Here is a 13,843-nt window from a genome sequence, read left to right on the forward strand (position 1 = left end):
CGAAAAATGAAAATATTAAAACTATTACCCTTGGTGATTTTATTTATTGCCACATCATGTGTCTCTGTACGCGTGACCTCAGATTACGATCAAAAAACCAACTTTAATGAATATAAGACCTTTGCTTTTTATAAAAAAGGTATTGATAAATTGGAGTTGTCTGATCTTGATAAACGCAGGATATTAAAGGCTATAGAAGGTCAATTAGAAGCGAAAGGAATGACAAAATCATCAAACCCTGATGTATTAGTAAATATCTTTACCAAATCACGTGAAAAAGTAAACGTATATAACAACAACTTCGGTTGGGGTGCCTGGGGTCCATGGGGATGGGGTCGCTGGGGCGGTCTTGGATGGGGCTGGGGAGCCTGGGGTCCATGGGGTATTGGTTTAGACTACGGACCTAATGTTTCACGATCAACAGAAGGCACTTTATTTATTGACTTGATAGATGCAGATAAAAAAGAATTGGCTTGGCAAGGAAAAGGAACTGGACGTTTAACGACTTCTGGTGATGTAGCCAAGAAAAAAGAACGCATTCAAGAGTTCGTGAGTGAGATCATGTCAACGTATCCTCCAGGTAGTGGCGGTAATTAATTGAAATTTATATTTTCTGTTTATATAAATCTGAAAATCCCCGAAAGGCAGTAATGCTTTTTGGGGATTTTCTTTTAATCTTGTAAATTTTCCCACTCTTCCATAAATGCTACAATTTTATCTTTTTTAGCCTGATACTTTGTAAAAAAATCAGGATCAGAAGTTAGTTGAGCATATTTATCCGAATCTAGAAGATCTTGATCCAATTTAGAAATTTCCTTTTCCAAATCAGCTATTTGGGTTTCTAGCTTACTTATTTTATTTAATCGCTTCTTTAAAGCTTTTTCTTCTTCATAACTTAACTTATTTGAAGAGGTTTCTTTATTATTGACCTTTTCAACTTTCGTTCTTTTTTCAGCTTCACGAAGACTTTCGTAATTATGCTGCTCTAAATAATAATCTATATCACCCAAATATTCTTTAATTCTTCCATCTTTGAATTCATAGACTGTACTTGCCAAGCCTTGTAAAAACTCGCGATCATGAGAAACTAAGATCAATGTACCTGCAAAATTCTTGAGTGCTTCTTTTAATACATTTTTGGAAGCAATATCCAAGTGATTGGTAGGTTCATCAAGCACCAGCACATTAAACGGTGTCAATAACATTTTACATAAGGCCAATCTGTTTCGCTCACCACCTGATAGTACTTTTACCTTTTTCTCTACATCATCACCACTAAATAAAAAAGATCCTAACATATCACGAACCTTAACACGATTGGTATCATTTGCAGCGTCTTCCATGGTTTGCAAGATGGTCTTACTACCGTCTAAATATTCGGCTTGGTTTTGTGCGAAATAGCCTATCTGCACATTGTGACCAAGTTTTAAATCACCTTCAAATGAAATTTCCCCAACAATCATCTTTGCCAGAGTTGTTTTTCCCTGTCCGTTTTGGCCAACAAATGCAATTTTACTATTACGTTCAATTAATAGATCAACATTACTCAGCACTTTCTTGTCACCATAGCTCTTGGCAACATTTTCGGCCTCTACAACCACTTTTCCGGGATTTACAGAAATAGGAAAACGAACATTCATAACTGAATTATCTTCTACATCAACTGCTATGCGTTCAACTTTATCCAATTTTTTAATTAGTGATTGAGCAAAGGCTGCTTTGCTAGCTTTATAACGGAATTTTTCAATCAGCTGCTCAGTATGTTTTATTTCCTTTTCCTGATTTTTCTGTGCCTGTAGTTGCTTTTCCATCAACTCCTTGCGTTGCACCAAATATTTAGAATAGGCATATTTATAATCGTAGATCTGTCCTAAGGAAATCTCAACAGTTCTGTTGGTTACATTATCTAAAAACATTTTATCGTGCGAAACCAACATGATAGCACCAGGATATGACTTTAAAAACTCCTCCAACCAAATAATGGATTCAATGTCTAAGTGGTTAGTCGGCTCATCAAGTAGTAGAATATCATTATTTTGAAGTAATAACTTGGCTAGTTCAATACGCATACGCCAGCCGCCTGAAAAAGTATCTGTTAGTTTATCAAAATCTTCACGCTTAAAACCTAAACCTTGCAGTATTTTCTCTGTATTTCCCTGATAATTATACCCTCCTAAAAGCTCATAGCGCTCTGTCAATTCATTTAAATCAATGATTAACTGATTGTACGACTCACTTTCATAATCTGTACGCTCGGATAACTGTCTGTTAATTTCATCAAGACTTGTTTCTATTTCTTTAATCTCGATAAAAGCCTCATAGGCTTCTTCTAACACAGTTCTTCCTTTTACAAAATCAATATCTTGCTTTAAAAAACCGATACGGATATTTTTCTCTAAAGCTAGCGTGCCTCCATCAATTTCCTGTTCTTTGGCAATGACTTTTAGTAATGTAGATTTTCCAGCTCCGTTTTTACCTACTAAGCCAACCCTATTACCTTTATCAAGTTTAAAAGTAATACCTGAAAAGAGGTCTTCACCTCCAAAAGAAACAGTTATGTTATGAGCGTTTAGCATAGTGTCTTTTTACTACTGGATTCCTGCATTCGATGGAATAACAAATCAATGGAAACTTCAATGCTATTGCATCGAAGAGTATTTTTTAAATTAACTTTGCAAAACTAAACTATTTTAGCAACCAATCATGTTTAAAAAAGGCACAAAACTATATAGTATTTTCAATAATAAATGTCCGCGTTGTCAAGAAGGAAATTTTTTTGAGGACAACAATCCATACAACTTGAAGAAAGTGATGAAAATGAACGAACATTGCCCAAACTGTGAATTAAAATATCAGATTGAACCTTCTTTTTTTTATGGTGCCATGTATGTTTCGTACGGTTTGACAGTTGCAATATCTATAGCTACTTTTCTGGCTTTGTATTCATTAGGTTTTAATCTTATCAAAATTTTCATTGGTATTATTATAGCTTTAGTGCTATTTACACCATTAACTCTTAGATTAGCAAGATTAATTTATATAAATATTTTCGTTAAGTATATTCGAGAGTAGGTTGTGAAAAAAGAGCTGTTACTTTTTAAATCTTGAAATATTTATTTCTGAAATAAGCTCTTTTTTATGCTCTAGATGATCAAATAATTCTTTAGCCATTGATGGTGATAGCATAACACCTCTAGTTCCTAGACCATTTAAAATTGCAAGTTGTTTATGCCTTTCATGTATACCAACTAATGGTCTTCTATCTTTTACTGTAGGGCGAACACCGGCAACATGATCTACTACGCTATAGTCAGTAGTTATAATCTTATCTAACTTTTTGAGTAATTCTTGCTTTCCTTCTGAGCTTGGTTCAGATGACTTATCATCCCTGTTAAATGTGGCACCAATTTTATAATGATCATCTCCTATTGGTAAAATAAAAACGGAAGATTTAATTATAGTATCTAATTTCAATTTAGGCGCGTGAATTGTAATAAGTTCACCTTTTATACCCGGCAGCGGCAACTCATTAAAGAAAGGGTTCTTTTTAAGCCCATATCCCTCACAAAAAACTATTCTACTTGTCTTTAGGTTGTTATAAACAACTTTCTTATCAATAAACTTTATTTCTTTGTAATTAAATGATTGATTTATAAGCAGCCCTTTATTTATGAGGTAGTTTCTATATTCTGAGATCAATTTTTTGGTAGTAATGATTCCTGTTTTATTTACTTTACCATAACCATATGAGGCATTAATTGCTTTATTTTCGTTCTGAATCACTTTAGAACTCATGAATGGCTTCAATAAGGGTTTGTCTGAAGCTGTAAACCAATTATTTTGTTCTTCAATGGAATTAAACAATCGGAGGATAGGAATTTTTGTATCGAAATGTGAGTTTAATTTTTTTTCTAAAGCAGCGTAAAAAGGGAAAGCTACTTCTAATTGTTGCTGAGCATTCCAGACAGGAGAAAATCGTTTTAAAATTACCGGATTATAGGTGCCGGCAGCCACCAATGATGACTGTTGAGATTCATCTTCAAAAACAATAAATGATTTTTGATTGTTTTCTAACATTTCGGCGAAAGCCATACCCGCCAGGCCCAAACCAACAATTAAATAATCTACTTGCATAGAGCAAATGTATACAATGATTCTAGCCTTTAAAGGATTAACATATAAAAAGATTAAATAAAAAACTCCTGCCTAAGAAGACAGGAGTTTAAAATTTTAAAATAATTAGGAAACTAGTAGTTCCACATATCTAATTCTTTGTTTCTAATATTGTCTTTTAGACGATCAGCTTCAAGAACCTGGAACAAAGCATTTCCTTTAATATACTCTGACACATCTCTATTGCCATAAATATTCTCTTCTCTATAAATGCTGGCTACAAATCGGCGTGCATTTAGCAAGTGGTCATATGATAATGGGTATGCTGAGTTTTGCTGATTGAACACTTTCATGTCATGAGTGATCTCTCTTACGCCTGGGTACCACACCCAGAACATTTCGATTAAATCATCCTCAGCGCCATCAGAACCAATAAAGTTAACATCTGGAGCTACCGGAGCAATACCTAACAAACGGTATTTTAACTCTCCTTGCCTTTTATCAAAGTACCATACGCCTTTGATTTTAAGACCTGCAATATCTCCTGCAGTAATATCTGTTCTGTCAATATATTCTTCTGTTAATTCAGAGCCTTCATTCAGTAATTCAATACCTGCATCACTGGTGTCAACTCTTGATAAACGACCTTGAATATCATTGAACGTCAACTTATTCTCAAAATATGAGTCGTCATACACATCTACAATCTCACCACTTTTTATTCCTCTTAATAAAGTATCATAAAGAGATCTTCTGCTAGAACTTATGTTAGAAGTGTCTACTGGATAGTAGAAAGGTAAATTGATCTTTTCATTTAAATCAACATACTCCCACACTACTTTTGACCATAAGATATCTCTATCATCTATATATCCATAAGGCAACGGTTTGTCATTATCAGCTGCCAACTGCTCAGCAGTTTTCACACCTATTTCCTCAGGAATTTTTGCATTTAATAAGTTGGCTTGAGCGCTGATACTGTTTGTTGCCAAAACTAGAGCACACACAGCAACTAAAAATTTCCATTTCATGATAAATACTTTATTAAGTTTACTAATACTATATTAATTCTTACTTTATCTGTACGTTTAATGGAGCCACTTTCTTTAAACGGTATCCATTACCACCTACTAACGATGTTTTAACATCAAATATTGTTACAACATCACCTTTTCTTGCCTTATTCAATGCTCTGATAGCAGCACCATTGAACTTACGACCTTTAACAATTACTGTTGGTGAACCAGGTACTTTTACGCTAAACCCAGATACATTCAACTTTAAATCGAATACAAAGTCAGGTAGTATTGCACCAATCGTAACTTTTTGCAAAGTAGTTTTAGGCATTTTGATCATACCATACTGACCTCTTGCAGATGCTGACGGCGCAGGAATATCTTTAATTCTAAAGTTCTGACTAGAAGTAACAGGTGTTCCATCTGGTAATGTAGCAGAAACATTAATTCTTACTTCTTTACCTTTACCAGGACTCATCATATATTTTCCTAAACCGCTTACTTTACGCAAGCCAGGTGCAGATGGTTTTACTCTATTATCTGGTACACCAGGAACAGAGATAGTAATTGGGTTTTGTACACCTCTATATACTACATTCATCTTATCAGCTGAAATTACAGCAGAACTAGGTTTTGCAACAACTGCATATGTAGATTTAATAGGAATACTTACGTCTTCACCATTTTCTTTGAAAACAAACTCACCAACTATTTCATTTTCACCTACATTACCTGCAGGAAAGTCTAATACTGCTCCACCATCTTTAATATCTTTAACTTCTTTTCCATTAACGATTACTTTAGATGGCTTTAAACTAGCATCATAACGTCCTAATACTATCTTACCTTTAAAATTACCTCCTTGTAACGTAGCAGGATTGTCTGGTATTAAAATAGTTGAATAGTTGCTCATTGAAACTTCACTTTCTAACTGACCTTGTAACATAGCTGCTAACATTTCTGTTTCAGTAGTTTTTACATCAGCCTGAATTTGAGAAAGATTTGTTAATGTTGTAATTAATGGAAATCCTTCATAACGGTTGTTCAACCAAGGTTGTGTACCGTCTTCAGTCTTTTGATCTGAAGTATCAAAACGCTTATCTACATTTTTAGTAATACTTTTGTACTTATCTCCCAGAATCTTAGAAACCTCAGTTCTATAAGCAGTCATTTTTTCAACAAATGCCTTTCCTTCTGGAGTAAAGCCTTCTCCTTTAAAGAAGTATGTATTACCTTTATCTTCACCGTCCATAGATTCATAATCAGTTTTATCTTCAATATCAGCTGTTAAAGCATCCTTCATTTGCTGAATATGAGATGAAAATTCTGAAGATAACTCTTGAACTTTTTTTGCTTGTACGTTCAACGCTGAATATTTATCAGGTTGATCTGAAGCTTTAGTCGCTAAATTTGCATACGTAGCGATGTTCTTACTTGTCGCTGACAGATTTGAATCTGTCAGTTTTTCATTCATGAAACCAAAAGCAGATAATACTTGTTTTGACATATTCATTGCTAACATCGCGATGAATACCAAATACATCAAGTTAATCATTTTCTGCCTTGGTGATAAATTGCCTCCTGCCATTTCTAATAGATTTTAAGGTTAAAGTTTTGGTTAGTACTTCTAATTAAGCTCTATTATTAGACATTGCAGACAACATTCCGCCATACACACCATTCAATGATGATAAGTTAGTGGCTAATGATTGCATTTGATCTTTTAATTTCTCAGTATTTTCAGCAATAGCATCGCTCATTTGCGCCTGACGCTCAGCGCTGTCATACTGTACTTTATATAAACTGTTCAATGATTCCATTTGCGTAGCAGCAATAGATAATTGCTCACTATACTTACTAGTTGCAGCAACAGAGTTTGCAGCAGGTGCAATATTTTCAGCAGCACCAGCAAAACTTTCAATGCTTGTAGCTAAACGACCCATTTTATCTGAATCTAATTGAGCCTCAGCTAACATTTCGTCTAATTTATCTGATAAACCAGCTCCTTTAATTCCTTTTTCACCAGATTCTCCACCAGCTAATTCTGGGTATACTAAAGACCAGTCTAAATCTTCTTCTACTGGCTCAAAAGCCGAAAGTGTAAAAATAATTGCTTCTGTTACCATACCTACAGTTAACATAACTCCACCAGTTAATGGACCGATGCTAAAGTGTAAGATTTTAAATAATGCTCCAACTAATACGATTGCAGCTCCAAGGCCGTAAGCCATGTTCATCATTTTCTTTTGTCTAAGTGATTGTGCCATAATTTTAAAATTTTAAGTTTTTGGTTAATTTTAATTTTTAGGGTTAATAATTTTATTTGTTTTTATTTTGTTTACGCTTCTAAAACAACTGTCAAGTTTAAATTCCCGAAAATTGTTAATAACTTCTATTTTTCTCTCATTTTAGTACCCATGTAATCCTGTACTGTTCTGAAGCCAATATAACTTCTAGCAGAGTCTCCATATTCATAATCTCTGGTACTTACCTCCAAGAAATATGCTACATCTTTCCACGAGCCACCACGTACAACTTTACGCTTATTAGAACCATCATCTACATTAGGATTCATTGTAGATCCTAGGTAATATGAAGCAGAGTTATATGAGGTATTCGTCCATTCGGCCACATTACCTGCCATGTTATAAAGTCCATAATCATTTGGTGTGAATGACTTTGCTTCCATAGTATACAATGCACCATCAGCAGCATAGTCTCCTCTTTCTGGTTTAAAGTTTGCCAAGAAACACCCTCTATCATTTACAGTATAAGGGCCTCCCCAAGGATATTTAGCATACTCTAGACCTCCGCGAGCAGCATACTCCCACTCAGCCTCAGTTGGCAATCTAAAGTTTGGAATCTGACCTCCACCTTTTGTATTCGATAAGAACTTATTTTTCTTTTGAGTTCTAAAGTCACAAAAAGCTCTAGCCTGTTCCCACTGAACACCAACAACAGGATAATCATTATATGCCTGATGCCAGAAATAATCCTGATGCATAGGGTCATTATATGAGTAGTTAAAGTCTCTTACCCAAACCGTAGTATCAGGATATACTTCAACAACATTCTTCTTTACGAAATCTTTTCTGTTACCACTATTTCTAGCAGCACCTTCTCTATCAAACGTAAAGAATAAATATTTTAATTTTTGAGTATTTATGATACGCTTACCATCATATGTTTCTGAAATTGGTAGGTACATACTATCCATTGCTTCAGCATAATATTGATCAGGAAATGCATTTACATCCCAAATTAGATCAACATCCCAATTCAAAGCTCTACCTTCTGTAGGAGAATTCAAATCACCTAAGCTACCGTAGTTGTCCATCATATACTTATAATAGACATTAGCAGTAGTATCTGGTTCTGCGAATTTATACTTCTGAATTCCGTCTCCTTCACCACCCCCAGCTTGAGCACCTGCACCCAGATCAGCACTTTCTGCACCAAATCCTTGCTCTTCAGCAAGCAATGCTAATTGTGTTCTTACTACAGAATCTCTAACATACTGAACAAACTCTCTATACTCAGCGTTTGTTATTTCTGTTTCATCCATATAAAATGGTCTAACAGTTACAGTACGAGAAGGTGTATTAAAAGCACCTGCAACATCCTCATCTGTTTTACCCATAGTAAAGGCACCACCTGGTATTAATGTCATACCTAAAGGTCTCTCTGGGAAAAATTTCTTTTTTGATCTAGCGCCAACCAATTCTCCTTTGTCGCTAGAACCACAACTTGCTAAAATCACAGCTGCTGTTAGTAATAAAAATACGGTTACTTTTCTCATAAATTTAAAATTTACTTCTCCGTAAAGGGAGCTAATACTATTCGTTTCTTTCTACTCTTTTTTAATTAAAAATAACTTCGATCTCGACGTTGAGATCACTTTAAGAACGCTAAAAAATTATGTTTAGTGTATAACTAATTTAATTTTCTAAACGTTTTATACCACCTGTCTGGAATTACCTGGTTATTTGCATCCAAATAATCTTGGTAGGTACAGGGTATTAACGTGCGTTTTGGGAGTTTAGTATTCTGGTGTGAAACTTCCATCCACCAGCGGTCAGATCTATTACTCTTAAAGAAGTTAATGGTAATATCTTCAACCGGAACTATATACTTTTTATAATCTTTTTTTGAAGTAAACGGATATTCATTTGTTCTGAAGTTGTAGCCTTCAATGAAATACCAAATGATTTGAGAAATTAATTGAGCTGTTTGATCTTGCTCATCATATTTTGAATTGTATTCGTAGATACCAAAAGAGGACACTTTATCACTAATGCCTGCATAGCGAGCTACGGCACAAATGACTTCACCATAAAATCCATTTGGAACAGCATTATTATTTGCCGGTGCTTCCGTTCGTCTTATAGCACCAATATCTATACTCACAATATCAGCATCACGCATAACCGGTTCTACTATTTTTACATCAGTAGCAACTTCGCCCAACCTATAAGCATCAAAATACAATTTCTCTAATAAAGTAATTTCCTCTTGAGAGTTGAAAAAAGTTTGATATCCTATATTATTAAAATTGAAAAGGTTGTTAGGTTTTTCCATAACAATCTTACTCAAATATGATTGAGAAGAAAGATCATCATCTATACTTCCTAAATCAAACCTATTGTCAACAACCGTTAAATTGACTGTCTGCTCAAGATCATCATAAGCTCTATAATTTATATAGGTAAGATCTTGTCCTCCTCCTATAATAATAGGTACTATATTTTTCTTTACGAGTTCAGTTACAACTTCTTTTAAGGCAAAATATGTGTCGTCTATTTGGTTTCCTTGTGGAATATCTCCTAAATCAACAATCTTAGAAAACCAATTACCAGGAAAGAGATCATAGATGTTTTTTCTAACATCAGAAAGGTCATTACCACATCCTATATTATTAATGGCATTTCTATCTTCAAGCACACCAACAATTGCAAGGTGCACATCATCAATATCTGGAACACCAAATTGTTTAGAATGAATATCTATGTATTTCCCTAAAGATTGATCAGGTAATAATTGTGTATGTGCTACTAAAGCTTCACTTACGGGTTGAAGAATTTCAAAACTCATTGCATCTAGGAAAATGCAAAACTAATATAAAAATGCTAATAGTATTACTTTTTTTTAGCTGTTGCTCGTTTCTTCTTAGGAGCCTTCTTTTCTATCATTTCCTTTACCTGATCTAAAGTCAATTCTTTAGCATTAGTAGTCTTAGGTAATTCTATTTTTGTTTTACCTTTTATGATATTAAAACGTCCCCAACGTGCTTTTTCAACACGAATACCTTCTTCTTCCCAATGATGGATAAGTTTGTCTTTCTCTTTTTGGATCTTATCTTCAATCAATTCAACGATATCATTTTGAGAGAGGTTCTCAAAATCATATTTCTTATTAACATTGATGAACATATTGTTCCATTTTATAAAAGGTCCAAAACGTCCTTTTCCTTTTTGCACTGGCAAATTTTGAAAAGTGGCAATTGGTGCATCAGCTTCTTGCTTTGCTTTAATAAGTGCGATGGCTCTGTCCATTTCAACCGAAAGTGGGTCTTCACCTTTATCTAATGATACAAATAATTTATCAAACCTTATAAAAGGTCCATAACGACCGTTTGACACTACTACCTCTTTGCCCTCATATTCACCAATTGTTTTAGGTAATTTGAACAAATCCATGGCTTGCTCAAAAGTAATATTGCTCAAAGTCTGCTCTCCTTGTAAGCTGGCAAATTTTGGTTTTTCTTCATCAGAAGCCTCCCCTATTTGTACCATCGCTCCAAAACGACCCAATCTGGCGTATACATTTTTACCGGAGTCAGGATCAACTCCTAATAGACGCTCTCCTTTGGCACGCTCAGCATTCTCAATAACATCTTCTACACTTGGATGAAAATCATGGTAAAAATCCTTGATCATTTCTGTCCAATTCTCCTTGCCGTCGGCTATGGTATCAAATTCTTCTTCAACCTTGGCGGTAAATCCGTAATCTAAGATTGATTCAAAATTCTCAACCAAAAAATCATTTACTATTTTACCAATATCCGTTGGTACTAGTTTTCCTTTATCTGAACCTACCTTTTCCGTTAGGGAAGTATCAATAATCTGGCCATTTTTTAATTTTAACTGTATGTAATCTCTAGGATTTCCTTCAACAGTACCCTTAACCACATATTCTCTACGTTGTATGGTAGAAATAGTAGGTGCATATGTAGATGGCCTTCCAATACCTAATTCTTCTAATTGTTTTACCAACGAAGCTTCAGTAAAACGAGCAGGCGGACGGGTATACCTTTCTGTTGCAGTAATATATCCATTGGCCACTTGTTCGCTAACAGTTAATTGAGGTAACATACCTGCTTCTTCCTCTTCAGTATCTGTACCTTCAAGATATACTTTTAAGAACCCCTCAAATTTAATTACTTCTCCATTAGCAGTTAGAACTTCACCATTTCTATTGTTGGCTATTTTAACATTAGTACGTTCTAATTGTGCCTCGCTCATTTGCGAAGCAATGGTACGTTTCCAAATGAGATCATACAATCTATTTTGATCATAATCAACAGAAACTGAATGTCGTCCCATATTGGTAGGTCTAATAGCCTCGTGTGCTTCTTGAGCACCTTTAGATTTAGATTTAAAATTTCTAGGTTTACTATACTGTTCACCATATGATTTAGTAATCTCATCTTGTGCAGCATTTTTAGCATCATCTGACAAGTTAACACTATCAGTTCTCATATAAGTAATGAGACCTGCTTCATATAAGCGTTGCGCCATTAACATAGTCTTGGCTACAGGAAATGATAATTTTCGTGAAGCTTCTTGCTGTAATGTAGAAGTTGTAAAAGGTGCAGCCGGAGATTTTTTAGCGGGTTTCTTCTGCAAGTCAGCAATCGTAAATGTGGCATCAGCGCATGATCTTAAAAAATTTTCAGCTTCTTCTCTGGTTTTAAAATTCTTAGGAAGCTTCGCTTTGAATTTTTTACCATTCTTATTAATAAACTCAGCATCTATTCTATAAGAAGCAACTGGGTTAAAATTTTCAATTTCACGTTCACGTTCTACAATTAAACGAACTGCGACTGACTGGACCCTCCCTGCTGACAACCCTCCTTTTACCTTACGCCATAATACGGGAGATAATTCATAGCCCACTAATCTATCTAATACGCGCCTTGCTTGTTGTGCATTGACCAAATTATAATCAATACTTCTGGGGTTTTCAACCGCCCACTTAATGGCTTTTTCGGTAATTTCGTGAAAAACAATACGTTTGGTCTTCTCACGCTCAAGCTTAAGTTGCTCATAAAGATGCCAGGCAATTGCTTCCCCTTCACGATCCTCATCAGACGCCAACCATACCATCTCTGCTTTTTTAGCTAGGTCCTTTAGCTTTTTAACCACAGCTTTTTTATCTGTTGATACTTTATATTTTGGCATGAAATCACCTTCAACATTAATACCTAACTCTTTTGAAGGGAGATCTGCAATATGACCAAAACTAGACTCTACCTGAAAATCCTTTCCAAGAAATTTCTCAATGGTTTTTGCCTTTGCAGGTGACTCAACAATTACTAGATTTTTTGCCATTCTGTGGTTAATTTTAAGGGTACAAATGTATATGAAAAATATTGTATGCTCAAAATCTGCCGATTTAAGAGGTAATTTTTAATGTTAATTTATGACAACCAACAATGCATGAAATTAGAAATTTATACTATATGAAAAAGAACCAAAACCATGAAACGAATTAGTAGCTATCTCTTTTGTATTTAGACTATAAATAAGTTTTAAAGTTGTTCTTCTATATTTATATACAATTCCAAACTTAGGTTTAAAAACATGCTTTACAGCATCCTCAGTGTATAAAATATCATTTCCATCTAAACTACCTTCAATGAGTGTATTATGTTCTACAAAACGATGACCCAAAGAAATAAATCCAAACAACTCATCTGATCTGTTAGAATCTACAACTCCATTTCTGGAAGAATTTTTTAAATTATTAAATCTACCAATATAAAAATTGATAGCATTTTCTATGAAAATATCCTTAGTGCCTACTCTTGATAAATTTTCATACAACAATGAATAATATTTTCCTGATACTATGGTCGTAAAATAATTCACTTCTAAATCAAACAACCACTTGTATTCTATTTGTTCTACCCAAGTTGCTCGTTTACCCAAGTTAAATGAAGTATGTATCCAATTTTGAAAATCTTGAGCTAAAGATTCCTTTCCCGTAATTCCGGTTTCAGCACCTAGAAAGAAAGCTGATTTATCTTTGATTCCCCCAAACCTTAGTTTTGCAAAGAGCCATCCGGCATAAGGGCGATCTAAATCAATTATTTCAGTTCGTTTGATTTTACTTGGAGTATACATTTGCTGCCCTACACTTAACTCATATTGTAACTTGAATGAGTCTTTATTAAAAAGTAAAACTCCATTTTTCAATGCTCTTTTATAGGTCAAGAATATTCCATTCGTGTAATATTGATCCATAAGTAAAAATTGATCATTATCTATCCTCAACTCAATTTGCTGATTATCTTTTTGACTATAAAGGCAATTACTACAAAAAAATAGAAGAATTATAACACGATTTAAAACCAAGTATTTAGCATTTGTAAGGAGCCCTAAATTTAACAAAACTACAACACAAAAAGACTGTCAGTTTGTCAGTATATCTAA

General features: G+C 34.4%; 11 protein-coding genes. 2 read left to right on the forward strand and 9 right to left on the reverse strand.

The features are described 5' to 3' along the window. Positions 1–6: 6 nt before the first annotated feature. Positions 7–597: a DUF4136 domain-containing protein gene (locus AC1EU5_RS04925; protein ID WP_480191252.1), complete on the forward strand. Its 591-nt coding sequence runs from the start codon at positions 7–9 to the stop codon at positions 595–597. A 74-nt stretch (positions 598–671) separates the two neighbouring features. On the opposite strand, the gene AC1EU5_RS04930 is transcribed toward AC1EU5_RS04925, so the two are convergent. Further along, positions 672–2,576: an ABC-F family ATP-binding cassette domain-containing protein gene (locus AC1EU5_RS04930; RefSeq protein WP_480191253.1), complete on the reverse strand. Its 1,905-nt coding sequence runs from the start codon at positions 2,574–2,576 to the stop codon at positions 672–674. Positions 2,577–2,703: 127 nt separating this feature from the next. Between AC1EU5_RS04930 and AC1EU5_RS04935 the strand changes: the two genes are divergently transcribed. Continuing rightward, the gene (locus tag AC1EU5_RS04935; RefSeq protein ID WP_480191254.1) at positions 2,704–3,072 is read left to right on the forward strand and encodes a DUF983 domain-containing protein; all 369 of its coding nucleotides are present in this window, start codon (positions 2,704–2,706) and stop codon (positions 3,070–3,072) included. Between the two features lie 18 nt (positions 3,073–3,090). Here AC1EU5_RS04935 and AC1EU5_RS04940 read toward each other — a convergent pair whose 3' ends face one another. From AC1EU5_RS04940 to AC1EU5_RS04975, 8 genes are all read right to left on the reverse strand, one after another. Next, on the reverse strand, positions 3,091–4,134 hold the full coding sequence (locus tag AC1EU5_RS04940) for an NAD(P)/FAD-dependent oxidoreductase (protein ID WP_480191255.1): 1,044 nt from the start codon (positions 4,132–4,134) through the stop codon (positions 3,091–3,093). Between the two features lie 113 nt (positions 4,135–4,247). Then, complete coding sequence (gene porN / locus AC1EU5_RS04945) at positions 4,248–5,144, reverse strand: type IX secretion system ring subunit PorN/GldN (RefSeq protein WP_480191256.1); 897 nt, start codon at positions 5,142–5,144, stop codon at positions 4,248–4,250. A gap of 40 nt (positions 5,145–5,184) precedes the next feature. Next, positions 5,185–6,717 carry a type IX secretion system motor protein PorM/GldM gene (gene porM / locus AC1EU5_RS04950; RefSeq protein WP_480191257.1) on the reverse strand — a complete coding sequence of 511 codons (1,533 nt, stop codon included), beginning with the start codon at positions 6,715–6,717 and terminating at the stop codon, positions 5,185–5,187. A gap of 43 nt (positions 6,718–6,760) precedes the next feature. After that, the gene (gene porL, locus AC1EU5_RS04955) at positions 6,761–7,396 is read right to left on the reverse strand and encodes a type IX secretion system motor protein PorL/GldL (protein WP_480191258.1); all 636 of its coding nucleotides are present in this window, start codon (positions 7,394–7,396) and stop codon (positions 6,761–6,763) included. 125 nt (positions 7,397–7,521) lie between these two features. Continuing rightward, entirely contained in the window at positions 7,522–8,928 is a 1,407-nt protein-coding gene (porK, locus tag AC1EU5_RS04960; protein ID WP_480191259.1) for a T9SS ring complex lipoprotein PorK/GldK, read from the reverse strand. A 134-nt stretch (positions 8,929–9,062) separates the two neighbouring features. Continuing rightward, a complete protein-coding gene (locus AC1EU5_RS04965; RefSeq protein WP_480191260.1) occupies positions 9,063–10,220 on the reverse strand; it encodes a formimidoylglutamase in 1,158 nt (385 codons plus the stop codon). 44 nt (positions 10,221–10,264) lie between these two features. Continuing rightward, entirely contained in the window at positions 10,265–12,739 is a 2,475-nt protein-coding gene (gene topA / locus AC1EU5_RS04970) for a type I DNA topoisomerase (protein ID WP_480191261.1), read from the reverse strand. Between the two features lie 114 nt (positions 12,740–12,853). Next, complete coding sequence (locus tag AC1EU5_RS04975; RefSeq protein WP_480191262.1) at positions 12,854–13,801, reverse strand: lipid A-modifier LpxR family protein; 948 nt, start codon at positions 13,799–13,801, stop codon at positions 12,854–12,856. Positions 13,802–13,843 lie beyond the last annotated feature (42 nt).

The sequence above is a fragment of the Maritimimonas sp. 2405UD52-3 genome (genome assembly GCF_056591715.1).

Excerpts from the sequence above, each read along its gene's own strand:
- AC1EU5_RS04925 (WP_480191252.1), top strand. The coding sequence starts at position 7 with ATGAAAATATTAAAACTATTACCCTTGGTGATTTTATTTATTGCCACA.
- AC1EU5_RS04930 (WP_480191253.1), bottom strand. The coding sequence starts at position 2,576 with ATGCTAAACGCTCATAACATAACTGTTTCTTTTGGAGGTGAAGACCTC.
- AC1EU5_RS04935 (WP_480191254.1), top strand. The coding sequence starts at position 2,704 with ATGTTTAAAAAAGGCACAAAACTATATAGTATTTTCAATAATAAATGT.
- AC1EU5_RS04940 (WP_480191255.1), bottom strand. The coding sequence starts at position 4,134 with ATGCAAGTAGATTATTTAATTGTTGGTTTGGGCCTGGCGGGTATGGCT.
- porN (WP_480191256.1), bottom strand. The coding sequence starts at position 5,144 with ATGAAATGGAAATTTTTAGTTGCTGTGTGTGCTCTAGTTTTGGCAACA.
- porM (WP_480191257.1), bottom strand. The coding sequence starts at position 6,717 with ATGGCAGGAGGCAATTTATCACCAAGGCAGAAAATGATTAACTTGATG.
- porL (WP_480191258.1), bottom strand. The coding sequence starts at position 7,396 with ATGGCACAATCACTTAGACAAAAGAAAATGATGAACATGGCTTACGGC.
- porK (WP_480191259.1), bottom strand. The coding sequence starts at position 8,928 with ATGAGAAAAGTAACCGTATTTTTATTACTAACAGCAGCTGTGATTTTA.
- AC1EU5_RS04965 (WP_480191260.1), bottom strand. The coding sequence starts at position 10,220 with ATGAGTTTTGAAATTCTTCAACCCGTAAGTGAAGCTTTAGTAGCACAT.
- topA (WP_480191261.1), bottom strand. The coding sequence starts at position 12,739 with ATGGCAAAAAATCTAGTAATTGTTGAGTCACCTGCAAAGGCAAAAACC.